Origin of the sequence: Variovorax sp. 38R (assembly GCF_014843395.1) — a bacterium.
Classification (GTDB): domain Bacteria; phylum Pseudomonadota; class Gammaproteobacteria; order Burkholderiales; family Burkholderiaceae_C; genus Variovorax; species Variovorax paradoxus_H.
This window is the reverse complement of record NZ_CP062121.1, coordinates 3,983,799-4,006,697: the sequence shown is the minus strand read 5'-3', so window position 1 is coordinate 4,006,697 and position 22,899 is coordinate 3,983,799. Positions and strand designations below refer to the sequence as shown.

General features: G+C 67.8%; 23 protein-coding genes. 11 read left to right on the top strand and 12 right to left on the bottom strand.

Features of this window, described 5'->3' with window-relative positions; genetic code table 11:
* Positions 1–10 precede the first annotated feature (10 nt).
* Positions 11–862 (bottom strand): PA4780 family RIO1-like protein kinase, encoded by an 852-nt coding sequence (locus IG196_RS18460; RefSeq protein ID WP_192192272.1) that lies wholly within the window; start codon positions 860–862, stop codon positions 11–13.
* The gene (locus tag IG196_RS18455; RefSeq protein ID WP_192192271.1) at positions 859–1,959 is read right to left on the bottom strand and encodes an N-acetyltransferase; all 1,101 of its coding nucleotides are present in this window, start codon (positions 1,957–1,959) and stop codon (positions 859–861) included. Before IG196_RS18455 ends, IG196_RS18460 begins: the two co-directional genes overlap by 4 nt.
* Before the next feature lie 337 nt (positions 1,960–2,296).
* Here IG196_RS18455 and IG196_RS18450 point away from each other — a divergent pair, with 337 nt between their 5' ends.
* Positions 2,297–3,109, top strand: coding sequence for an ankyrin repeat domain-containing protein (locus IG196_RS18450; protein ID WP_192192270.1), 813 nt, complete (start codon positions 2,297–2,299; stop codon positions 3,107–3,109).
* A gap of 3 nt (positions 3,110–3,112) precedes the next feature.
* Here the strand turns inward: IG196_RS18450 and IG196_RS18445 are convergent, their stop codons facing one another.
* On the bottom strand, positions 3,113–4,534 hold the full coding sequence (locus tag IG196_RS18445) for a PLP-dependent aminotransferase family protein (RefSeq protein WP_192192269.1): 1,422 nt from the start codon (positions 4,532–4,534) through the stop codon (positions 3,113–3,115).
* Positions 4,535–4,630: 96 nt separating this feature from the next.
* On the opposite strand from IG196_RS18445, the gene IG196_RS18440 reads away from it, so the two are divergent.
* The 4 genes from IG196_RS18440 (at position 4,631) to IG196_RS18425 (ending at position 6,935) form a co-directional block, all read left to right on the top strand.
* Positions 4,631–5,374 carry an NAD-dependent epimerase/dehydratase family protein gene (locus IG196_RS18440; RefSeq protein WP_192192268.1) on the top strand — a complete coding sequence of 248 codons (744 nt, stop codon included), beginning with the start codon at positions 4,631–4,633 and terminating at the stop codon, positions 5,372–5,374.
* Positions 5,371–5,904, top strand: a complete 534-nt coding sequence (locus IG196_RS18435) for a cupin domain-containing protein (RefSeq protein WP_192192267.1) — start codon at positions 5,371–5,373, stop codon at positions 5,902–5,904. The genes IG196_RS18440 and IG196_RS18435 overlap by 4 nt, the downstream gene beginning before the upstream one ends.
* Before the next feature lie 62 nt (positions 5,905–5,966).
* Positions 5,967–6,302 (top strand): SMR family transporter, encoded by a 336-nt coding sequence (locus tag IG196_RS18430; protein WP_101489956.1) that lies wholly within the window; start codon positions 5,967–5,969, stop codon positions 6,300–6,302.
* Positions 6,303–6,554: 252 nt separating this feature from the next.
* The gene (locus IG196_RS18425; RefSeq protein ID WP_153283593.1) at positions 6,555–6,935 is read left to right on the top strand and encodes a helicase SNF2; all 381 of its coding nucleotides are present in this window, start codon (positions 6,555–6,557) and stop codon (positions 6,933–6,935) included.
* A gap of 119 nt (positions 6,936–7,054) precedes the next feature.
* Here the strand turns inward: IG196_RS18425 and IG196_RS18420 are convergent, their stop codons facing one another.
* Both IG196_RS18420 and IG196_RS18415 read right to left on the bottom strand, forming a co-directional pair.
* On the bottom strand, positions 7,055–7,444 hold the full coding sequence (locus IG196_RS18420) for a DUF427 domain-containing protein (RefSeq protein WP_101489957.1): 390 nt from the start codon (positions 7,442–7,444) through the stop codon (positions 7,055–7,057).
* Between the two features lie 95 nt (positions 7,445–7,539).
* Positions 7,540–8,358 (bottom strand): NAD(P)H-dependent oxidoreductase, encoded by an 819-nt coding sequence (locus IG196_RS18415; RefSeq protein ID WP_192192266.1) that lies wholly within the window; start codon positions 8,356–8,358, stop codon positions 7,540–7,542.
* Positions 8,359–8,446: 88 nt separating this feature from the next.
* Here IG196_RS18415 and IG196_RS18410 point away from each other — a divergent pair, with 88 nt between their 5' ends.
* Both IG196_RS18410 and IG196_RS18405 read left to right on the top strand, forming a co-directional pair.
* A complete protein-coding gene (locus IG196_RS18410; RefSeq protein WP_192192265.1) occupies positions 8,447–9,340 on the top strand; it encodes a LysR family transcriptional regulator in 894 nt (297 codons plus the stop codon).
* Positions 9,341–9,529: 189 nt separating this feature from the next.
* A complete protein-coding gene (locus IG196_RS18405; RefSeq protein ID WP_101489960.1) occupies positions 9,530–9,841 on the top strand; it encodes a hypothetical protein in 312 nt (103 codons plus the stop codon).
* A 63-nt stretch (positions 9,842–9,904) separates the two neighbouring features.
* Here IG196_RS18405 and IG196_RS18400 read toward each other — a convergent pair whose 3' ends face one another.
* A complete protein-coding gene (locus IG196_RS18400; protein WP_192192264.1) occupies positions 9,905–11,326 on the bottom strand; it encodes an FAD-binding oxidoreductase in 1,422 nt (473 codons plus the stop codon).
* A gap of 103 nt (positions 11,327–11,429) precedes the next feature.
* Between IG196_RS18400 and IG196_RS18395 the strand changes: the two genes are divergently transcribed.
* On the top strand, positions 11,430–12,146 hold the full coding sequence (locus tag IG196_RS18395) for a winged helix-turn-helix transcriptional regulator (protein ID WP_192192263.1): 717 nt from the start codon (positions 11,430–11,432) through the stop codon (positions 12,144–12,146).
* Between the two features lie 18 nt (positions 12,147–12,164).
* Here the strand turns inward: IG196_RS18395 and IG196_RS18390 are convergent, their stop codons facing one another.
* Both IG196_RS18390 and IG196_RS18385 read right to left on the bottom strand, forming a co-directional pair.
* Positions 12,165–12,551 (bottom strand): VOC family protein, encoded by a 387-nt coding sequence (locus IG196_RS18390; protein ID WP_192192262.1) that lies wholly within the window; start codon positions 12,549–12,551, stop codon positions 12,165–12,167.
* A 145-nt stretch (positions 12,552–12,696) separates the two neighbouring features.
* Positions 12,697–13,482, bottom strand: a complete 786-nt coding sequence (locus tag IG196_RS18385; RefSeq protein ID WP_225616718.1) for a phytanoyl-CoA dioxygenase family protein — start codon at positions 13,480–13,482, stop codon at positions 12,697–12,699.
* Between the two features lie 179 nt (positions 13,483–13,661).
* Between IG196_RS18385 and IG196_RS18380 the strand changes: the two genes are divergently transcribed.
* Genes IG196_RS18380 through IG196_RS18370 form a run of 3 tightly spaced genes read left to right on the top strand, consistent with a single transcriptional unit; the run spans position 13,662 to position 16,319 of the window.
* Positions 13,662–15,209, top strand: a complete 1,548-nt coding sequence (locus tag IG196_RS18380; protein WP_192192261.1) for an ankyrin repeat domain-containing protein — start codon at positions 13,662–13,664, stop codon at positions 15,207–15,209.
* Between the two features lie 25 nt (positions 15,210–15,234).
* Positions 15,235–15,891, top strand: coding sequence for an ankyrin repeat domain-containing protein (locus IG196_RS18375; protein ID WP_192192260.1), 657 nt, complete (start codon positions 15,235–15,237; stop codon positions 15,889–15,891).
* Positions 15,888–16,319, top strand: coding sequence for a VOC family protein (locus IG196_RS18370; RefSeq protein ID WP_192192259.1), 432 nt, complete (start codon positions 15,888–15,890; stop codon positions 16,317–16,319). Before IG196_RS18375 ends, IG196_RS18370 begins: the two co-directional genes overlap by 4 nt.
* Before the next feature lie 92 nt (positions 16,320–16,411).
* Here IG196_RS18370 and IG196_RS18365 read toward each other — a convergent pair whose 3' ends face one another.
* The 4 genes from IG196_RS18365 to IG196_RS18350 form a co-directional block, all read right to left on the bottom strand.
* Complete coding sequence (locus IG196_RS18365; protein ID WP_192192258.1) at positions 16,412–18,622, bottom strand: hypothetical protein; 2,211 nt, start codon at positions 18,620–18,622, stop codon at positions 16,412–16,414.
* Between the two features lie 95 nt (positions 18,623–18,717).
* Positions 18,718–21,225 (bottom strand): TonB-dependent siderophore receptor, encoded by a 2,508-nt coding sequence (locus tag IG196_RS18360; protein WP_225616717.1) that lies wholly within the window; start codon positions 21,223–21,225, stop codon positions 18,718–18,720.
* A gap of 130 nt (positions 21,226–21,355) precedes the next feature.
* Entirely contained in the window at positions 21,356–22,342 is a 987-nt protein-coding gene (locus IG196_RS18355; RefSeq protein ID WP_318646636.1) for a FecR domain-containing protein, read from the bottom strand.
* 2 nt (positions 22,343–22,344) lie between these two features.
* Positions 22,345–22,869 (bottom strand): sigma-70 family RNA polymerase sigma factor, encoded by a 525-nt coding sequence (locus IG196_RS18350; protein WP_192192257.1) that lies wholly within the window; start codon positions 22,867–22,869, stop codon positions 22,345–22,347.
* Between the last annotated feature and the right edge of the window lie 30 nt (positions 22,870–22,899).

Genomic DNA, 22,899 nt, shown 5'->3' with positions numbered 1-22,899 from the left:
GGCGGCCCCGCTATTGTCGCGGCGCTTGCATCCGCAGCTGGCGCGCCGCTTCTTCCGAGCGCGCGTCGTCCACTTCGCGCAGCACGTTGCTGAGGTCGACCGGGCCGGTCTCGCGCACGAAGGTGCCTGTGAGCTCGGTCTCGGGCCGCAGCAGGCCGCGCTCGTAGAGCTGCCAGATCTCGTCGCCGTAGTGCGTCTTCAGCAGCGAGGGCGCGTACTGCCCGAAGAAGTTGCGAAGGTTTTCCACGTCGCGCAGCAGCATGCGCTTGGCGTGGTTGTTGCCGGCTGCGTCGACCGCTTGCGGCAGGTCGATGATGACCGGGCCGTCTTCGGCCAGCAGCACGTTGAACTCCGACAGGTCGCCGTGCACGATGCCCGCGCAGAGCATGCGCATCACTTCTTTCAGCAGGCTCGCGTGGTGCAGCAGCGCGTCTTCGGGCGAGAAGGCCACGTCGTTCAGGCGCGGGGCGGCGTCGCCGTGAGCGTCGGTCACCAGGTCCATGAGCAGCACGCCTTCGAGAAAGTTGTGCGGCGTGGGCACGCGCACGCCGGCCGCGGCCAGGCGGTAGAGCGCATCGACCTCGGCGCTCTGCCAGATGGCCTCGGTGACCTGGCGGCCGAATTTCGTGCCCTTGGCCATGGCGCGCGCCTCGCGCGTGTTCTTGACGCGGCGGTTCTCGGTGTAGTCGACGGCCTGGCGAAAGCTGCGCTTGTCGGCTTCCTTGTAGATCTTGGCGCAGCGCGTTTCGTCGCCGCAGCGCACGACATAGACCATGGCTTCCTTGCCGCTCATGAGCTGGCGCACGACGCTGTCGATCAGGCCCTCGTCGACGAGGGATTGCAGTCTGGGGGGTGTCTTCATGCGTGCGCCTCCGGCACAGCCAGGGGGTGGGTCGAGAGGAAGGCCCTCAGGCTTTCCCTGCCGATCTGGTAGACCCCATCATGCCTGTGCGCAGCAAAGCCGAGCCGGCGGTTGATGGCGAGCATGGGGGCATTGACCTCGGCGTTGTGGGTGACGGCCATCACCACCTCGGGATGCCGCTCGCGCACGAGCTGCAGCATGATGGCCTTCACCCCCTTGGCCAGTCCCTTGCCGCGCCAGGCGCGCGCCACGCCCGTGAGGCGCTGGAACATGCGGTCGGGGTACAGCTGGCTCCAGCTGGCATCGCACACCGCGGCCACCTCGTCGTTGGCGTCGCGCAGCAGCACAAGAAAGTGCTCTCCGCCGGAGCGATCGAGTTCTGCGTACCAGGCATGGAAGCCCTCGAGCTCGAAGCGCAGGGGCGCGCGTTCGAGCGCGCTGGTGGGCGCGTCTTCGAGCAGCGCGGACAGCGGCGCCATCAGCGTGGCCAGCCGATCGAAGGGCACGCGGCCTGCGTGGATCTCGAGGCGCAGCCCGTGCGCGGGCGCCAGAGCGTCGGCGCGCCAGCGCGCGAGCGCCGCCCAGTCGAGGCTGTCGAAGGCCATGCGGTTCTCGATGCTGCGGTGCTTCTCGGTCGCGCCGATGGCCGCGAGGAACGCGCGGCCTTCCGGCAAGTGGGTCTTGAAGGTCGCGGTGCTGGGGTCGCGGGCCTCCATCAGCGCCAGCAGCCGGTGCAGCAAGGTGCTGGCCACGCCCTGGCGTTGGTGCGATCGCAGCACGCCGCCCCACACGTCGATGAAAGGCGCGAAGGTCGCGTAGTCGGGCGAGCCTTCGCGGCGCACGCCCATGTTGAGGCTGCCGACGATGCGGCCCTGCGCGTCCCGCGCGAAGGCGCGGTGCACCACATGCAGCGGTGTGTGCTGTTGCACGTTCTGCTGGGTGTGGGCGTCGTCGGGCTGCGGTTCGCCCGGATAGTCTTCGTCGTGGCGCTGGCGCCAGTAGGCCAGCGCCTGCGCCCATTCTTCAGCGGACGCCCGCTGCGGATCGAAAGGAGAAGTCACGAACTGCCGCGCATCGGCGGCACGGGTTTCAAGCATGGTGAGCCTTGATTCGAAAAGGGAACGGACCGCACGCGGCACTTAGGTGCCGGCGTGGCGTTGTCTGAATCGGACGGCGTGTCGCGGCAGAGCACCGCGAGGGTCGAACGGGCTGGCTGGTGGTGCCTTCAGCGGCACCGGGTGCGCGGAGAGCGCTTCAGCAGCAGTTCGGATGCGACCCGACAAACCGTACGTGGGAGGGAGAGTGAATAGCTGTGTCTTCCATCGCGCACCTCCAGTCCGGTTTGTTGATCGAGGCGTCGAATGTAGCGAGGTTCGCGCGGTCTGTGAAGTGCAAAGCGCCTGCGGCAGAATCCAAAAACCAACAGGGGATGCCATGAATCCGAAGAAGATCTTCGACGCGGCGCGCGAGGCTGATGTCGACACGGTGCGTGCCTGCATCGAAGCCGGGGCCGACCTGGCCGGCGTGAACAAGCAGGGCTTCACCGCGCTGCAATGTGCCGCGATGGGCACCAACGAATCCGAGGTCGAGCCGATCCTCGCGGTGCTGCAACTGCTGCTCGACGCCGGCAGCCCGCTCGAATACATCGGCACCGACGGCCGCACCGCGCTGTACCTCGCGGCCGAGTTCTCGCCGGCCACAGAGCCGGTGCAACTGCTCATCGATGCGGGCGCCAACCCCGATGTGCGCGACAGCCACGGCAACCACATCACGGAGAACGCGATGGAGGAAGAGGTGGCCGAGTTGCTGTCGCGCATCACCGGCCACGCATTGCCCGAACCACCGCCGCCTGAACCTGATCCGGTGAAGATGAGCACCACGCAATGGCGCGCGGCCGAAGCGCGCATCGCCGAGGTGTTCGCCGCGCTGACGCAAGCTGGCCTGGTCGCGCTGCAGGATGCGGGCGACACGCAGTCCGATGGCTTCTCCGATTGCTCGGAAGCGTTTCGCGCGCGCGGCGGCAAGAAGGCCGGCTTGCACGGCTTCTGCTTCTACACGCGGCAGGACCAGAACCGCGCCAAGCGCACCAGCCAGCTCTCGCTCGCGTTCTGGGGCGCGCCCGAGGGCGGCGCTGCTGACATGCAACGCGTGGGTGAACTGGTGGTCAGTCAGTTCCGCAGCGCGGGCTTCGAGGTGCGCTGGAACGGCGTGTCGTCGATGCGGCCTGAAGTCGATCTGCGCGCCTGAGCCTCAGCCCAACGCCGTGCGCAACCGCGTCGCGAGCTGCCGCGCCTGCGTCGGCGTGGCAACGTTGGTGAAGCCCATCAGCAGCCCCTGGCCTTCGAAGGTGGAGGTGCCTCGGGCCGACAGCGGCTGGCAGTTCAGCCCGGCCTCTTGCGCGCGGCGCGCCAGTACGAGGTCGCTTTCGCTGCGCGCGTCGAAGCGCGCAATCAGATGCATGCCGCCGGCCTGCAGATCGATGCGCACGCCGTCGCCAAAGGCCTTCTGCAACGCCTCGACCAATAGCGCGCGGCGGCGCGCATAGAGCAGGCGCATCTTCTTCAGATGCCGCGAGAAATGGCCGTCGCGCATGAAGTCGGCCACCGTGGCCTGCGTGATCTGCGGGCAGCCGTTGGAGGCGATGCGCGCCGCCTCCTCGAAGCGCGCACGCAGCGATTCGGGCACCACCAGGTAGCCCAGCGCCAGCCCCGGGTACAGCACCTTGGAGAAGCTGCCCGCGTACAGCACGCGGTCATGCCCGTCGAGGCTCTTGAGCGCGGGCAGCGGCGCGCCGGCGTAGCGGTACTCGCCGTCGTAGTCGTCCTCGACGATCCAGGCCTTGGCGCGCGAGGCCCATTCGAGCAGCTGCAGCCGGCGTGTCAGCGACATCGACACGCCCAGCGGCGCCTGGTGCGACGGCGTGACGATCGCCATGCGCGCCTTCGGCGAGCGGCGCATGCCCCGCGCGACGATCAAGCCTTCGTCGTCCACCGGCACGGGCACCACGCGCTGGCCGGCGCTGCGCAGCACGTCGTGCGTGGGGGCGAAGCCCGGGTCCTCGGTCCACACGCGGTCGTCCTTCGCGAGCAGCGTGCGCGCCACGAGCGCGAGCGACGCGCGGTAGCCGCCGGTGACGAAGACCTGCGCAGGCTGGCAGGCCACGCCGCGCGACACCAGCAGATACGCCGCGATGGCCTCGCGCAGCGGCGCGTAACCTGCGGGGTCGCCATAGAACAGGTCGGCCGCGCCCATGGCACGCGCACGGCGGGCGACCAGGCGCGCCCAGAGCTTGCGCGGGAAGGCGTCGAGCGCCGGGATGCCGAGTTGCAACGGGGGCGGGGCGATGGGACCGGCCAGTGCAGGCCCATCGACGACAGGGCGCGAACCGGCGCGCACGGCCCGTTGCATCGGCAGCGACGGTGACACCACCGTGCCCGCCTGCCCCTGAGCAGAAAAATAGCCTTCGCCCGCGAGCTGGCTGTAGGCCGCCTCGACCGTGCCGCGCGCCACGCCCAGCTCGCCGGCCAGGCTGCGCGCCGACGCCACGCGATCGCCGGGGCGAAGCACGCCGCGCTCGATCGCCGTGCGAAAGCGTTCGTAGACCTGGCGGTGCAGCGGGGTCGACGTCGAGCGGTCGATGCCAGGGAGGGCGTTGCTTGGCGGGTTGCTCATGGACCAGTCATTTTGACGATTCTTGGTTCTTTCGTCTGGGGCATCGAAATCCTAAGCTCGTGGCTTCGAACAGCCAGCAGGAAAGAAGGACACGCAATGGGCGAAAAGGTATTCGTGGCGGGCGCGACCGGGGCCGTGGGCACCGCGCTGATCCCGCTGTTGGTCGAGGCCGGCCACGCGGTGTACGGCGGCACCCGCCGTGCCGATCGTGCGGCGGCGCTGGAAGCACGCGGTGTGACGCCGGTCGTCGTCGACGTGTTCGACGCGCAGGCCTTGCGCGACGCGCTGGTGCGCATCGCGCCCACGGTTGTCATCCACCAGCTCACCGATCTGCCGCAGGACCTGAACCCGGCGCTCATGGCTGAGGCGGTGGTCCGCAATGCGCGTGTGCGCATCGAGGGCACGCGGCATCTCGTGGCGGCGGCGCTCGCGGCCGGTGCGACGCAGATGATTGCGCAGAGCATCGCCTGGGCCTATGCACCCGGGCGGGCGCCGCACACCGAAGGCGATCCGCTCGACCTCGGGGCCGAAGGCGGTCGCCGCATCAGCATCGACGGCGTGGTGGCGCTGGAGCGTAGCGTGCGCGGCGCCGCCGGCCTCACGGGCACGGTGTTGCGCTATGGGCAACTGTATGGGCCGGGCACGTCGAACGCGGCACCCAAGGGCGCGAGCCCGGTGCATGTCGAGGCTGCGGCCTGGGCTGCGGTGCTGGCGATGCGGCATGCGCGCGGCGGCGTCTTCAACATTGCAGAGGGCAGCCCCGAGGTCAGCAGCGAGAAGGCCAAGCGCGAGTTGGGTTGGCACGCGGCGCTGCGGCTGTCGCAGGAGGTCGTGTCATGAAGGCCGCACGCTGGCATCGCACGCCGTCGATCGGCGCGGGCCTCGCAGGGTTGTCGCTGGTGCTCGCCGCCGGTTGGGCGCTGATGCCGCGCACCGGTCAACAGGAAGCCGTGCAGTGGTTCGCCGACGTGTGCAGCTCGGTGGGTCGGCCGATGTTCGCGTCCGCCCCGGTGCCCGCCGGCTCGGAAGCGACGGCGCGGCCGGCGACACAGGTCAAGGTGCTGTCGTGCGAGGCGCTGCCGCATGTGCCCGGCAAGTCGGTGACGACGGTGCTCGTCGACTTTCCGCCGCTGGCCTATTCGCCGGCGCACCGGCACCCGGGTTCGGTGACCGCGATCATTCTCGAAGGCACCATCCGCTCGCAGCTGGGCGGTGGTCCGGTGGGCATCTTCCAAAGCGGCGAGACCTTCTTCGAGCCGCCCAACACGCTGCATGTGTTCGCGGAGAACCCCGACCCGGTGAAGCCCGCGAAGCTCATGGCGGTGTTCGTCACCGACACCAACTGCGGGCCGCTGCTGCTGCCGCCCTGATCGGCCCCGGGTCGCGGTAGGGCTCTGGTGGCTGCGCCGCCGTGCGCGATTAGAGTCTGGCGATGACCCTGACCTATGCCTACCTCGCTGTCGCGATCGTCGTCGAAGTGCTCGCGACCAGCTTCCTCAAGGCCTCGGACAGCTTCACGAAACTCTGGCCCAGCGTGGCCACGGTGGTGGGCTACGCGGTGTCGTTCTACTTTCTCTCGCTCGCGCTGCGCGTGCTGCCCACCGGCATCGCCTACGCGATCTGGTCGGGCGTGGGCATCGTGCTGATCTCGGTGGTGAGCTGGCTCTGGTTCGGCCAGACGCTCGACGCGCCGGCCATCGTCGGGCTGGGGCTGATCATCGCGGGCGTGGTGGTGGTCAATGTGTTCTCGAAGTCGGTGGGGCACTGACCTAGGGTGGCTCCCCGGCGCGCCGCATTGTTTCCGTTTCGGGAACGCCGTGGTTCCTTTTGCCGCGGGTTTTTACTTGGATCGCCGCGCACAATTCATCTCACGGACCGGCCCCCAAGCAGATCCGGATGAACAGGCCCCGAGCGAGTTGGCCGCCCTTCCAACAGAGGGGCGGTGACCCACCCAAGACCGGTTCAACCCCTCCAAGTCAAACACTTGAACCACTGAACTGAATTGAAGAAGGAAACCGACATGACCGCCTCCAAGCTCCTCTCCGCCGTTGCTGTTGCCCTGATGGCCGTTGCCGGCGCCGCCCACGCTGAAACCTACGAAGGCGTGCATCGCCTGACCTCGGCCGCCAGCCGTGCCGATGTCGCCGCAGAAGCCGTGGTGGCCGCACGCAGCGCCAACCCCTATGCCACCGGCGCCGATGCAGGCCCCGCCCAGGTGTTCGTTTCGACCGTGAGCCGCGACGCCGTCCGCGCCCAGGCCGTGGTGGCCGCTCGCAGCGAGAACCCCTACAGCGAGGCCGTGACCTCCCGCGTGGCCCCGGTGCTGGCCAGCGGCCTGGACCGTGCCTCGGTGCGTGCCGAAGCCCGCGCCGCCGCACGCGGTGACGCACTGCCGCTGTAATTGATTGGTATCAGGCACGCGCACCTTGCCCCATGGCGAGGTGTCAGCGGGTCAGCGAAAGAAAAACCGGCCTTGCGCAAGCAAGGGCCGGTTTTTTCACGAACGGGGTGAAGCCGTCGTCAGAAGCAGCGTTCTTCGATCGTGCCCACGCGGTCCGGGTAGAAGGCCACGTAGTCCTTGATCGGCGCGACCGAGTCGTAGGGCGACTCGTAGGTCCACACGGCATTCACCGAGCGCTCACCGCCGGCCGGAATGCTGTAGTAGGCGCACTCGCCCTTGTACGGGCAATAGGTCGCGTGCGCGGTGCGCTCCAGCAGCGACATGCGCACGTCCTTGCGCGGGAGGTAGTGCACCGTGCCGAAATGCGACTCGCGCAATGTCAGCGCTTCGCGCGAGCTGGCAATGACATGGCCTCCCACAGACACCACCACGCGCATCGGATTCGGCGTGATGGTGATCGCATGGTCGGGGCCCGGAATCTTGACGGTGCGTTCTGGCGTGGCGAACATGGACAAGCTCCTTCGGACGAATCGGCGGATGCGCATCTTGCTGCGTTGTCGCGACGATTTGAAGTCTCCTGCGAATCCACCTGCTCCCGGCGTGGTTAAAGGCCGTGGAGTTCGGAAACCAAAGTTTCAGATTCGCTGCTTTTGCGGTGTACCCCGAAGCCCGCGCGCCCCGGCGCGATGTGTTCGCGCAGCGTGAGCGCCGGAATTTCGTAGTCGCCGCCGTTCTGCGGGCGAAACGGAATGGGGTCGGTGGTCCACAGCGTGTCGAGCTGTTCGCCCAACTCGCCGGTGATGCGCTCATAGGCTGCTGCATCGACCTTGTCCGTGCGGTGCACCACGAACGGCGGCAGCACGTCGAAGCCCGGGTAGTAGAGGATGCCGTGGTGAATGGGAAACAGCAGCTCGTCCATCGGCCCGTTGATGCCGCGGGGGGTGTAGTGCGAGGCCCAGCCGCCGGTCGTCACTACCAGCATCGCGCGCTTGCCGGCCAGCGTGCCTTCGCCGAAGCGGTCGCCCCAGTGTGTGTCGGAATGTTCGCCCACGCCGTAGGCAAAGCCATAGGCGTAGATGCGCTCGATCCAGCCCTTGAGGATGGCGGGCATCGAGTACCACCACAGCGGGAACTGCAGGATCACCGTGTCGGCCCACAGCAGCTTCTCTTGTTCGGCGGCGATGTCCGCGGTCTGCGTGCCGCCTTCGAAGGCATGCAGCGAATCGCGCACGGGGTCGAAGGGCGCGGCGGTGTCGCGCGCCGGAAAGTCGTCGGCGTCGAGTGCGGGCTTCCAGCGCATCGCGTACAGGTCGGACACGCGCACGGAGTGGCCAGCGCTCGTGAGGCGTTCGACCATGAAGCGATGGAGCGAGCCGTTCAGCGAGGCGGCTTCGGGATGGGCAAGGACCAGCAGGATGTTCACGGTGTCAGAGAGGTTGAGTGAAGATGCCCTCAGGTTAGGTAGTGGCGCGCTATATTGGAAATGAATAGTTTGAATGCCAGGTATCGCCATGAACAATTTCAGCCGCATCGACCTCAACCTGCTGGTCACGCTCGACACCTTGCTGGCCGAGCGCAACGTGACCCGTGCGGCCGAGCGCCTGAACCTCTCGCAGCCCTCGGTGAGTGTGCAGCTCGCCAAGCTGCGTGAGCTCTTCAACGACCCGCTGCTCGTGCCCGCGCAGCGCGGCATGCGGCCGACCGCACGCGCCGACGAACTGCGCGAGCCGCTGCGCGAAGCGCTGGCGTCGCTGGGCCGCGCGGTGGCACCCAGCCAGCCCTTCGACCCCGCCCAGGCCACCACCACCTGGCGCGTGGCTGCGGCCGATTACGCCGAGTCGGCCATCCTGCTGCCTGCGCTGTCCGGCCTGCGCACGGCCGCGCCGAACACCCGGCTCGCCGTGGTCGAGGCCGTGCCGACGCGCATGGCGCGCCAGCTCGAGCAGGCGGAGATCGACCTGTTCTTTCACACCAGCGTGGGCGCGCCGCCCGGCCTGCACCGGCGTGTGCTGTTCCACGAGCGCTACGTGCTGGCCGGCCGGGCAGGGCACCCGCGCCTGAAGCGCCGGCCCACGCTGGCGCAGTTCTGCGCGCTGGAGCATGTCGTGGTGTCGCTGGGCGGCGGCGGCTTTGTCGGTCCCACCGACGAGGCGCTGGCGGCGCAGGGCCTCACGCGGCGCGTGGCGCTGTCGGTGCCGCACTTCCTGTTCATGAAGTCCGTGCTCGCCAGCACCGACATGGTCGCAATGCTGCCCGAGCGCCTGGCGCGCGGCGCGCCGGGGCTGCGTGTGGTGGACGCGCCGCTGGAAGTGCCGGGTTACGAGATGGCGATGCTGTGGCACGAGCGGCGGCACCGCGACCCGGGGCATCGGTGGCTGCGGGAGTGGATTGCGGGGAGCTTGTAGATCCCTTCGCAGGCGCGCCTGCCGGCGGGCGGACGAGCGCTTGGAACGACAGGCCCCGGGGTTTCCGCAGTCGGCCAGACGCCGCCCTTCGCGTGCGTCGGCTTTTCGGAATGACGAAGAGAACTTGCTGCCGCGGGCGTACAGTCGAACCGCAGCCCTGTCGGGGCTCTGCACGAATGGAGGTCGAAGATGGCCCAGCATGCAATTACCGCTGTTCACTTCAAGGACGGAAAGATGGATCTCGTCGCCATTCACCCGGTCGTGGAGAAAGAGTTCGGCTCGACAGAGTTTGCCCTTGGCACGGCACAACGAATCAGCGTCGGCGAATGCGCCAAGCTCGTTGCTGCCGGTGAGGAGGTATGCCTTGCCCGGCGCACTGAAAGCCATGGCTGGGAAATCGTTTGCGACGTCAGACTCTTGCCGGGCGGAACCGAGCTCACTGGCGTCGACATTGCGGATCGTCCCAACGACGCCTTGCAGCACCTTCCTGCGTGGGACTAGATCACCGGGCGCTTGCGCCGGATGGCCCTTTGAAGGGCCGCTGGCAAGTCGCCGGCGATCGGTTCAACCGGCGACGCTCTTTGTGTGACGGAAGAAGTTCTCGGGGTCGTACTTGCGCTTGAGCGCCGCGAGTTTGTCCAGGTTGGCCCGGCCGTATGCGGCTTCGATGCGGTCCTGGCCCTCTTCCTCCGTCAGGAAGTTGATGTAGGCCCCGCCTGTCGAGCAGGCGCGCGTCGCTTCGAAGCAGTCTCGCGCCCACTGGATGTTGATGTCGTCGTCGCCCGGCTGCTCCCAGGAGCCCGCGATGTTCAGCACATAGGCCGCGTCCCGGTTGCCCGCCGGCGAATGCCCGGCAGGCAGCTCGCCCAGCGCACCCTGGATCTGGAACAGGAGGATGGCCGAATAGGGCGATTGAATTCGCCCCGCATGCGTCACGGCGATGTCGATGGTCTGCTGATCGATGCCTGGCAGGTAGTGCGACTTCCAGTAGTAGCGCCGTCCCTTGGGCTGCGTGGCATCGAGCAGGCTCTGCATCTGTGTGTAGGGCCGGCGCGTCACGATGTCGGCCACGGGCTTGCCAAGCCCGCGCAGCGGCGCGATCAGTGCTTCTCCGTCTTCGACCTTGCCGGTGTAGCAGACGAAGATGGCCACGATCGGCTTGCCGTGCACCTCCTTCGGTAGCCAGGGTGCCGGCGGCGCGATCCGCAGAACAGCCACGCTGGTCAGTTCGCGCGGTGCCCCGGCGCTGAACTCGCGGTAGGCGTCGAGAACCTGCCGGGCGTCGTTGCCGCTCCATGCAATTGCGCCTCCCAGGATTTCGGGGCCGACGGGAAAGAGCCGGTACTCGAAGGAGGTGACGATGCCGAAGTTGCCGCTGCCACCACGCAGCGCCCAGAACAGGTCCTCGTTCTCGTCCGCAGACGCACGCAGGACCTCGCCGCTGGCAGTCACGACTTCCATCGAGACCACGTTGTCGCAGGTCCAGCCGTGGCGGCGCGTGAGGTAGCCGAATCCGCCGCCGACGGTGAGGCCCGCGATCCCGGTGGCAGACACAAAACCGAGCACGGCTGCGAGCCCGTGCAGCTGTGTCTCGCGGTCGACGTCGCCCAGCGTGCAGCCCGCTTGCGCGCGCGCCGTGCGGCGCGCCGGGTCGACCCAGACACCTCTGAGCAGCGACATGTCGATCATGAGTCCGCCCTCGCAGACCGCAAGCCCTGCGATGTTGTGGCCGCCACCGCGCACGGAACTCAGAAGCCCGTGCTGACGTGCGAACCGGACGGCCTGCACGACATCGACCGTCCCGGTGCAGCGCGCCACCAGGCCGGGGCGGCGATCGATCATCGCGTTCCAGACCTTGCGCGACTCCTCGTAGGCCGGGTCGTCCGCCGTCAGCACCTGGCCTTTGAACGTGGCCTTGAACGACTGCAGGATCTCCGGCGAAAGGTCCACGGTCCCGCCGTCCATGCGTGTGAGTTGGGTCGTCATGAGTCGTCTCCATAAAGAGTGATGAAGTCGGGGGCAGCTTGCGCGTGACCAGGTGCCCGAACAAGTCCAGAATCTGAAGCGTTGCCGCTCTGGAGACGAGGCGATGGAAAACACCTACGGTCAGTTCTGCACCGTCGCCAGAGGGGCCGAGGTGTTGTGCGAGCGATGGACGCCGCTGGTCGTGCGCGAGTTGCTGTGCGGCAGCAAGCGCTTCAACGACCTGCATCGCGGGGTACCGCGAATGTCCACCAGCCTGCTGGCGCAGCGGCTTCATCGCCTCGAGGAGTTCGGTGTCGTGCGCCGCAACACCGTCGGCAAGGTGTGGGAATACAGCCTCACCGAGGCCGGCGAGCAGCTTCGACCCATCGTCATGGCGCTGGGCCATTGGGGTGCGCAGTGGATCGGCAGCCGCCTGCGCGACGATGAACTCGATGCGGGCTTGCTCATGTGGGATATGCGCCGGTTCGCGTGCATTCCGGAGTTCCCGCCCAGACCCGTGATCATCCACTTCCAGCTGCGCGATGCACGGACGCGCGAGCGCGCTTGGTGGCTGGTGGTGGAAGACGGCGTGGCCGATCTGTGCCGCGACGACCCGGGGCGCGAGCTGACGCTCGTGGTGGATGCCTCCGTGCGCGCCTTGACCGAAGTGTGGGTGGGCGACCGCACGCCTCAGCAGGCCTTGCAGTCGCGCGAGATCCGTGTCGATGGGGCGAGGTGCGACGCGCAAGACCTGTGGCGGTGGCTGGGCACCAGCGCATTCGCCTCGACGCGGCGCGCTGCGGGACGGATGCCACCGGACGGCCAGTCGGTGACGCCGTAGCTGCTCACGGAGAGCCGGTTACGTGGGCGCTAGGTCCTCGTGGATGCAAAGGAAGTTGCCTTCGGTGTCCTTGAACCACGCCGCTTTTTCCGAACCGAGCACGCAGACATGGTCGACGGTCTTCAGGTCGGGAAAGTCGTAGTCCTCGAACACCACGCCCGCGCGCTGCAGCTTCTCGACGCTGGCGGCGATGTCCGGCACCTGGAAGCTGATCGCCGTGTGGTCGGCCTTCGTCCCCTCGGGTTTGGGGAACAGCGCGAGCGTGCTGCCGCCCACCGTGTAGACAAACTTTCCATCGGGCCGCAAACCACCGGCCTCTAGGCCCAGGCAGCCCTCGTAGAAGGCACGCGCGCGGTCCATGTCCTTCACCGGAAGCATGGTCGTGACAGACGAATCGGACAACATGGACAGTCCTTTCGCAGAACTCGGCGCAGCGGGTGCCGCCGCTTGGCGGCGTTGCCTTGGCTGGCCGAGCGTGGTCAGCTTACGCCTGCGGCGGGGGCGATGCCAGCGCGGTGGGTAACCTGTTTGGTGATGCGTGGTCGTTTCGTCAGGTGTTCATGAAGCAGCGCGTCGTCGCCATCATCCGCACGTTCTTCGTCGCGTTGACCGATGGCGTGTGCAAGAGGCGCAGGTCCATCAGGAAGACGTCGCCTGCGTGCCCGGACATCTCGATGAGGCCGATGCCCAGTGGGTGAAGACTTCGCTCCAGGTCATCGGTCGTCTTCAGGACTTGCCGCAGCGCCGAAGCCGCAGGCCACCCCGGCGTACCGACGCGATGCGATCCGGCCAATGCCAGGGTCGCACCGCCGCCGGACGCCACATCGTCGATCAGGAAGAAGGCCTGGATTCCCGGCAGCGGGTCTTGCGGTTGGGCCGAGACGTCGACATGCCAGTTCAAGCCGGTGAAGGTCGAGGCGCCTTGAAGGGGTGGCGACAGCAGGAGCTGCGTGTCCTGGATGGCTGTGGGCGCGCGCCCGCCGAGTTGGGTGACGCAGTCGATCAGCGCTGGCGTCACCAGCGCTTCATGCACGCCGGGCACCTTGGCGAGCGCGGACAGCTTGCCGATCTGCTGGAAGAGCGGGAGATTTTGCAGCGCGCTCGACAGGCTCTTGCCGCCGGGCAAGGCTTTCAGGCGCTTGATCTCATCCAGCAGCTTCTGTCGGATGCCCGCGATCCGTTTCTGCGGATGGAAGCCTTCCAGCCGCACATAGCCTTTGTCGATGAAGAAGTCGGCGTGAGAGGGTTTCATTGCGTGAAGCTGCTGCGCGGTCCGTCCATGAACATCGCACGGCGTGAAAGCAAGAATACAAGAGCGACCGGACAGGGCGGGCATGGCTAACATCGGCCGAAAGCAGATCAAGGAGGGCGCGGGATGACGGTGGTTGCAGAGACTTTGCGGGTGGCGACGCTATATGAGCTGGGGGCGCCCGTGCCCGAAAGCAGTCGTCACGATGCCGCGCGCCGGGTCGGTTGCGCACGAGGCCCGGTGCTTCACTGATTCACTGCGTTTCCATGCACAAGACCTCCCGGCTGATCTCCCGCACTGCGCTGTGCGGAACGCTCCAACGCATCGCCCTTGTGGCCAGTTTCGTGATCAACATGCCCGCACATCCGGCCGAAGCCGAACCCACGCGTGACACGACCTTCGCGCAAGCGCAGATCCAGTTCTTCGATGCCGTGGAGCGCGGTCGCGTCCGCGAGGTCGAGGTTTTTCTTGCGCAGGGTTTCGGTGTCAACGATGTGCAGGGCTACGGCTTCAACCTCGGCGACTCTCCGCTGATGAAGGCCGCGCAGCAGGGCAACGCGCAGATGGTGAAGTTCCTGCTGCGTCGCCATGCCGATGTGAACTACCGCAACGCGAACGACGGCGAGACGGCGCTGTTTCGGGCGGCCAAGTTTGCGGGTGCTGGCGGTGCCAGCGACACGCACACCATCGACCATCGCCAGACCCTGGCGCTGTTGTTGAAAGCCGGAGCGAATCCCGACACGCCCGATCGCAATGGTGGCCTGCCGTTGTTTTTCGCGCGCACGACCTGGGTCATCCAGGCCCTGTTGGCTGCTGGCGCCGACCCCAACGCGGTGACCACGAACCCGCCATTGATCGAGCATGCGCACGACCCGGCGCGCGTGCGGCTGTTGCTGGCAGCTGGCGCTCGTCCTGATGTGCGCGACGCTCAGGGCGTGTCGGCGCTGGCAGCGGCAGCGGGGAAGGGCAGTCTGGAAAGCGTCCGGCAACTGCTGGCGGTCATGTCTTCGGACGCGGTGCGTGGCACGGACGCAGACGGGCACAACGCGCTTGATGCAGCAGCCAGAGGCGGTGATGCGAGGATCGTTCGCCTTCTTCTGGCGCAGGGCTTGCCGGCCACCGAGAACGCTTTGCGTAGTGCTGCAGCGCAGGGGCATCTGCAGGCGGCGAGTCTGCTGCATCGGGGCATGGGCCAGCCGCATTGGCCATCGCTCGAAGCGAATGCATCGGTCGAATCGCGGGTCTACTTTCTGATCCTGCAGCAAAAGCCGCAGGAGGCCCTGGCCGCCTATCGCGCCTTCGAGGCCGTTGCGTGCGGACGCATGACGCCGTTGGCGTCCGCGGTGGATGCCGGCAACGCGGAGGCGGTACGGGCCTTGCTGGCCCTGGGCGTCGACGTGAACTACCAGACCCCCGCGCCGCTGCGCAGCGAACTCGTGCCGCGGCCGCACACGTCGTCGGGACTGCCTCGCCTTGTCCACCTGCTGCCGCCTCCTTGCGACGAGGCGTCGTCTGCCTTGAGGTCGGGCCTGGCGGCGGTGCCGCAGGCCACGCCACCTGTCGGCGCGTTGCCGCACGCCACCGGAAGCGTCCTGCCGTCGGCAGGGTTCTGGATGGGCAGCGCCTTGATGCGCGCCGTGGAGCGCGACAACCTTGAGATCGCTCGGCTGCTGGTGGCCGCCGGTGCCGATCCGGCGCTGCGAAGCAACTACCCGCCGCATGCCTCGGCGCAGACGTGGCTGAGGGCGCATCCGCCATCGCACGGTGCTTCGCTGGTCGCGTGGAAGAAATTGATGAAGCCGAATCGGGCCTGATGGAGCCCACGCGAAGGAGACCCGAATGCGCCAGCCCTCCAAGACATCGCTTTTCGCTGCGGCGAAGCGCTGGGATGCAGCCTCGGTCACGGCGATGCTGGCCGAGGTGCCCGAACTGGCCAGCGCGAGCGACCCCAAGGGCCGCACGGCGCTGCACCTGGCCTGCGGCGTAACGCCCGGCAGCGCGCAACTCGCGGAACCGCACGGACTCGACACGGTGGCTGCACTCCTCGCTGCCGGATGCGACCTCGAGCGCGAAGTGCCCATGGACGAGGATGAAGGCGACTTTCGCGCAACGCCGCTCTGGTATGCCGTCGCACGCGGTGAGAACCTGCCGCTGGCCACGTTCCTCGTGGCGCGCGGTGCGAACGCCAGCTACTCGTTGTGGGCGGCTGTGTGGCGCGATGACGAAGCGATGTGCCGTGTCCTGCTCCGGGCCGAGCCCGAACTCAACCTGCGCGCGCACGGTGAAACGCCGATCTTCTACGCGGCGAGGCTCCAACGGCTCAAGACACTGGCGCTGTTGATCGACGCCGGGGCGGACGCCTCCATTGCCGACTTCAAGGGGCGCGACGCCCTCGACATCGCGCGGGCCCGGCGCTTGCCGACACCCCTCATCAGCCGCTTGCAGGCTTTGGTAGATTCCGCCACTCCGACCTCCACCGACAGGAGCGCTTCATGAGTACGCAAAAAGAATTGCATCGCGGCCGCTTGATCGACCACATCGGACTGGTCGTTCGCGATCTGGCCGCCAGCAAGGCTTTCTACAGCGCCGTCTTCGAGGTGCTGAACATCCCGATGGGCGGCTCCGACGAACACAACTTCTGGGCCGATGAACTCTTCGTCTCGGCGCCCGGCAGCGAGGAAGTGCAGGGCGCGCTGACCGGACGCCATCACATCGCGTTCCAGGCGAAAGACCGGGCCGTGGTGGATGCCTTCTACAAGGCTGCATTGGCGCACGGTGGGCGGGACAACGGCCCGCCAGGGGAGCGTCCCTACCACCCGGGCTACTACGCGGCGTTCGTGCTGGACCCGGATGGCAACAACATCGAAGCCGTGTTTCACGGCGAGGCCGAGCGGAGTGCGGCGTCGGTGCGGATCAGGTTTTGAGCTATCGCGGCACGTCATCTCCAACGCGCTTCTGCGTACGCGGCAACCCACGTGCTGCATCGACCGATTGACGCCGCCGCCCGAAGCAGTCTCTAGTACACGTAGGCCGCCCCGCGGTTGGCGGCGCTGTTGTCCGCCTGATCGCCACCGATGCCGCTCGCAGCGCTGGCTTCTCCCGTCGCCCCCACCGCGATCGTCCGGCCGTCCGCCGTGATGTCGAGCACGTCGCCGAACAAATCGCCGCTCCCGGTATTGGGTGCTTTCAGGTACCGCGCATGGGCGAACTGCGTGCCTGCCAGTCGGTACAGGTGAACAGCGCCGGCCGTCAGGGCCGCACCCTGCGTCGTGTCGGCATCGACGCCCGTTCCACTGCTCGAGTCGCCGCGCGCTGCAATCGCCAGAGAGGTGCCGTCCGGCGTGAGCGCCAGACCGAAGCCACCGAAAGTGCTGTTCAGCGTGGGCTGCGGTGCCAGGATCGTCTGGGCGAGGGTGTAGGTGCCCGCCGTGCGCCGGAACACATGGGCGACGCCCGCGCGAATCACGCCGCCGACCGACGCGTTGCGCACGCCGATGACCACCGTGTTGCCGTCGCCCGAGATGGCGGTGGAGGCGCCGAACAGATCGTTGACGGTGGGCACCGGTGCTTTCAGGTAGGCACGTTTGGTCCATGTGCCCGAGCCCGTGTCGTAGCCGTAGACGAATGCCGCGCCAGAATTTTCTTTGCTGGTGTCGGTTTCGTCGGTGAGCGAGCCGCTGCTTTCGTACTGTGCGCCCACCACGATCGTGGTGGCATCGGCCGAGATCTTGGCCTGCACGCCGAACAGCGAACCCCTCTGCGCGTGCTCGGGTTCGATGGTGGCCTCTCTCGCCCAGGCGCCGCCTGTCTTGCGGTACACGTGAAAGCTTCCGCCACCGCGCGCGCTCATGAATTCTCCGACCACTGCCACCGTGCCGTCCCGGGAGATACCAAGGAATGCGCCGAAGTTGCCGACGACACGAGGCACAGGCGGATCCCACGTGTCGGCCAGCGTCCAGCCCGAGGGTGTTTTCGAAAACACCTGTACCTGCCCCTGGTCACCAAGCGCACCGTCGTAGCCGAACATGCCCACCAGCACGGTGCCGTCTTCTGCGATGGCGGGGCGGGGAAAGCTCCCGCGCTCGAAGCTCAGCGATTGCACCCACTGCCATTGGCCCGCGCTGCGCGTGAACAGGTCCACGCTGCTCGCAGCGCCAACCGCCATGACGCTGCCGTCGGGGGACAGGCCAATGCCCTGGCCGAAGGCGCGGGTGTCGGCGGCCGCCGGCTTGAAATAGCCGATGGCCCGGGTGGCATCCGCCGTCACCGGCAGCGACCACGGGCTGCAGCCATTGGCATTGCAGGCCTGCAGGGCATAGCGCCAGGCGGTGGGCGGCTGGGTCAGTGCCAGCTCTTGCAGCGCATAGGTGGTGCTGCCGAGGTTGTTGGCCAAGACCGTGAAGCTGCCAGTCGCGCCGGGGTCTTCGCCCAGCCGGTAGTAGGTGGCGTTGGCGATGGCCGGCCAGCTGAACAGGAATGACTTGGGCGCATAGCCCACGGCCGGCGCGGCCGGAATCGGCGGCGGCTGCAGCGATGGGTCGGGGGTGCAGAGGGCCGCCACCGAAGTGACGGCCGCATGGACCGTGCCGCTGGCGCCGGAGAGCGCGCACAGCAGACCGGCCGGTTGCGAGTGCACGGTCACGTCGTACGTCGCGCCTTCGGGTACGGCCTGCGCGAATGCGAAGCTGCCATCGGCCGTGAGGCTCAACGCATCCGCGCCGTTGTTGTGCAGCACCAGCGTGCCGCCCGCCAGACCCGAGAGCGAGCCACCCACCGTGCGCGTGATGGCCGCACACGCCACGCGCACGTCGGTGATGGGGGCCGAGGCCGTGCCCTGGCCCGCGCTCACCGCACAGGTCTGGCCCTGCGGTTGCGTGGCGATGCTCACTGCGTAGGGATTGCCGGCCGTCACCGGGTCGGCGAAGCTGAAGGCGCCGTCGGCCTGGAGCGTGAGATCGCCGTTGCCGTTGTTGCGCAGCACCAGCGTGCCGTTCAGGCCCGTGACGCTGCCGCCGATGGTGTAGCGCGCGGCCGGCACCTCGGGCTGCGTGGGCTGTTGAGGTTGTGCAGGCTGTTCAGGTTGCGCCGTCTGTGCAGGCTGCAGAGGCGGCCAAGCGATGCCGCCGCCTCCGTCGCTTCCCCCTCCACCGCATGCGGTCAGCACCAGTGCGGCCATCCACGCCGCATGCCTCGCAGCCAGGCGCTGCATCCCCTTTAGTTGAATCACACGCCTACCTCGTCTCGTTTGGTTACGAGATGCTACGCAGCGAGGCGGGTGCTGGAAATACCAGAAAACTGGTAGACGCGCAGAAGGCGCGCGGCTTACAGCTTGGGCGTGTACTTCACCGTGAACAGCACATTGCGCGGATCGCCGTAGTTGTTGTTGCCGTTGGTCTCGTTGTATGCCGGGATGTAGTAGCGCTTGTCGAAGACGTTGTTGATGTTGACGGCCAGCGCCACCTCCGGCGTCAGCTGGTAGGCCAGGCGCGCGCTCCACACGGCGAAGCCGGGCACCTTGTACGTGCGGTCGTAGCCCAGCGTGTGGCTCTGGATGCTGAAGCCGCCGCCCACGCTGAGCCGGCTCCAGTCGCCGGGCAGCTGGTAGTTGCTCCACACGCGCAGCATGTGCTTGGGCGTCCACTGGCTGAAGACCTGGCCCTTGTTGTCGGGGTCTTCGAGGAACTTGGTGGTGTTGTAGGTGTAGCCCGCCGTGAGCTGCAGGCGCGGCGCGACTTCGCCGCTGACCTCGGCTTCGAAGCCCTGGCTGCGCACCTTGCCCGACGACTTGGAGCAGTACCAGCCGTCGCAGGCAAAGCCGCCGTCGCGGTCGGTCACGGCGCGGTTGGTGTGGTCGTAGCGGAACACGGCCAGCGACGTGTTCAGGCGGCCGTCCATCAGCTCACCCTTCAGGCCCACCTCGTAGTTGCTGCCGATGATCGGCTTGAGCCCTTCGCCCGAGACGGTGCGTTCGGTCTGCGGCTCGAACACGTCGGTGTAGCTTGCGTAGGCCGACCATTGCTTGTTGAGCGCAAACACGAGGCCGACGTACGGCGTTACTTCGGCCGACGTGCTGACGGTGCTCGTGAAGCCTGCAGACTGGCTCGAATAGAGGTAGTCATACCAGCTCAGGCGTGCGCCGACGATGGCCGTGAGCGGCTCGGCCAGCTTGGCCCGCCAGCTGCCGTAGATGCCCTTTTGCCGCACGTCGTACTGCGTGTGGCTCTTCGCGCCACCAGCGGCCAGGATGGTGTCGTAGTTCTGCGCCGGGCGGTTGTGGTCGATGGCGAAGATGTTGCCGCCGCCGCTGAACCGGCGCGCATACCGGTCGGTCGACACAAACTTCGAGTAGTTGGCGCCGAGGGTCACGTCGTGTTCCATCGACAGTGCGTCGAAGCGTCCGCGCAGGTAGACGTCGAAGCCCTGCTTGCGCGAATCGAAGCGGGTGTCCCAGTCGGCGAAGTCCAGGCCGCTGCCGTCGGCCGCCACGTCGCCGTGCATGCGTTGGTGCTGCGAGCTGTTCTTCTCGTTCATGCCGAGCGCGGAGAACTTCAGCTTCCACTTGTCGTTGAAGCGGTGCTCGGCGTCGACATACACCGCGGCCTGCTCGACGTCGCTGTGGTTCCACAAGGCGCCGGTGAACACGGAGCGCGGCAGGCCGATGTCGACACCGTCCGGGTAGCGCGGAAAGCCGCGCAACATCGGGCGTCCCTTGCCGTGCGAGTGGCTCACGCCGAAGCCGACGGTGGTGTCGGGAGAAATGTCGTAGTCGATGGCGCCGTAGAGCGAGCGCGTCTTGCCCCACACGTAGTCGGTGAACGAGTGGCTGCGGTTCTCGTCGACCACCACGCGGCCGCGCAGCGTGCCCTCGGCATTGAGCGGGCCGCCTGCGTCGAGCTGCGCGCCGTAGTGGTCCCACGAGCCCGCTTTGCCGGTGAGCGTGAGCGTCTTCTCGGGCTGGCCGCGCTTGCGCACGAGGTTGATCGCGCCACCCGGGCTGCCCGTGCCCTGCAGCAGGCCCGAGGCGCCGCGCAGCACTTCCACGCGGTCGAAGAACACCGTGTCTTCGGTGGCCCAGTTGCCGAGCGAATACATGTTGCGCGGCACGGGCACGCCGTCGTACTGCCAGGCGTCGATCTGGAAGCCGCGCGACGTGAGGATCATGCCCGGCCCCACGCCCTTGACGCCCACCACGCCCGTGACGTTGTTGACCGCGTCGCGCAGGTCGACCAGGCCCTGGTCGTCCATGCGCTGGCGCGTGATCACGCTGACCGATTGCGGAATGTCCTTGAGCGCCTGCTCGCCCTTGCCGAGGGTCAGCGCGCGCGCCGTGTACGAGCGCGTGCCTTCGGTGGTGGCGCTGCGCTCGGCCTCGGCCGTGACGGTGACCGGTGCGAGCGTGGTGCTGCCGTCGGCGCCAGTGTCCGATGGGCCGCCGATGCTCGAGCGACGCAGCGCATACGAGCCGCCCGCGCCACCCGCCGCCTCGAGGCCCGAGCCCGCCAGCAGCCGCGCAAAGCCATCGCCCACGGCGTGCTGGCCCTGCAGGCCGGGCGACCGCTTGCCCTGCGCGAGGGCCGGCGGAATCGTGATGCTCACGCCGGCAGAGGCTGCGAAGCTCGACAGCGCCTCGTCGAGCGGGCCCGGGGCGATGTTGTAGGCCTTGCGTGCTTCGGCCTGCGTGGCCGGTGCGTTGGGCGCGCCCGGCGTCTGCGCGGCGACGGTCCCGGCGGCGGCGCACGCCATGGCGAACAGCGCGCCATGCACGGCAAGCGACAGCGCACGCAACGAAACGGCGTCGGAATCAAGGGGGGACGGTCGGCGACGGGCCATGGGTTTCTCTCTCTCCTGCAAGGGGTGTGAAGTTGCTGTTCCTCAAGGCTTCACACGCGAGGAAAGAAAAGGGGACAGGCCGCGACAGAAAAAATCGCAACAACCGAAATCGCCGGCAGCACCCGATGCCTCAACCGCCCGGCGCGACCACCGTGACCCAGTAGCGCGTGCGAAAGAGCACGTCCACCGGCAAGGCCTGCGGCAGGCTGTCGAGCACCGGGCCCGTGTCGCGCAGCTGGAACACGCCCGACACGCGCAGGTCGGCCACGGCCGGATCGCAGCGCAGCACGCCGGGCCGGTAGCGTCCCAGCTCGGCGAGGAAGTCGTGCAGCCGCATGTTCCTGGCGCGCAAGACACCGCGCGACCAGTCGTCGGCATCGATCTCTGCCGCCGTGATCTCGCCAACGGCCTTCGCGGAGAACATGGCCTGCTCGCCGGCACGCACCACCGCCGTCAGGCTGCGCGCATCGTCGGGACGAATCTCGACCGCGCCGTCGAGCACCGTCAGGTGGCTGCGATCGCCTGCATGCTGCCGGACCGCGAAGCGCGTGCCCAGCGCACGCAGCCGTCCCTGCGCGGTCTCGACGATGAAGGGGCGATAGCCGGGGTCGGAGGAGGGCACTGCATCAGGTGCCGTCTCGATGAGGATCTCGCCCGCATGCAGCCGCACAAGGCGCTGCGTGGCGCCGTAGGCCACGTCGACGGCGGTCGCTGTGTTGAGCTGGAGGCGCGTGCCGTCGGCCAGACGCAGCTCGCGGCGTTCGCCGGTGGCGGTGCGGTGGTCGGCCAGCCATTCGCGCGCTGGCGACGCGCGCCACGCCAGCCAGCCGGCGGGCGCCGCGGTCAGCAGCACGGCGAGTGCCTTGACGGCCGCGCGACGGTCGCTTCGCACCGTGCGGCTCAACACCGGCATCGACAGTGCACCCGGCAGCCTGCCGAACTTGCCGCTCACCTGCTCGGCGCGCTGCCAGGCCGCCTCGTGCGCGGGGTCGGCCGCGCGCCAGCGCGTCCATCGCGTGCGATCGGCCGCCGTGGCCTCGCCCGATTGCATCAGGAAGAACCACTGCGCCGCCTGAAGGGCGACCGCCTTGTCGACCACGACTGCCATGCGCTGCATCGTCACGCGACCAGCAGGATGCAGCGGGCCATGGCCTCGGCCATGTAGCGCTTGACCGTGCGTTCGCTCACGCCCAGCTTCGCCGCGATCTCGGCATAGCCCAACCCTTCGAGCTGCGCCATCAGGAAGGCTTGGCGCACCGGCGGCGCCAGGCCGTCGAGCATCGCGTCGATCTCCTGCAGGGTTTCGAGAATGATCGCCTGCTGCTCGGGCGAGGGCGCCAGCGGCTCGGGCAACGCGCTCAACGCATCGAGGTAGGCCTGCTCCAGCGAACGCCGGCGGTACAGGTTGGCCAGCAGCCGCTTGGCGACCACCGTCAGGTAGGCGCGCGGCTCGCGCAATTGCCAGTCGCACTGCTTCTCGGGCGTGTGGTCTGGCGCGGTGAGGATGCGCAGGAAGGTGTCTTGCGCCAGGTCCGCCGCATCGAAGGCATTGCCGAGCTTCCTGCGCAACCAGCCCTGCAACCACCCGTGGTGCTCGCTATAGAACGTGTGGATGTGCGGGTGCAGAGCGGGATCGGCGGCCATGGCGAACGTAGTGCGGTGGCCAGGCCATCC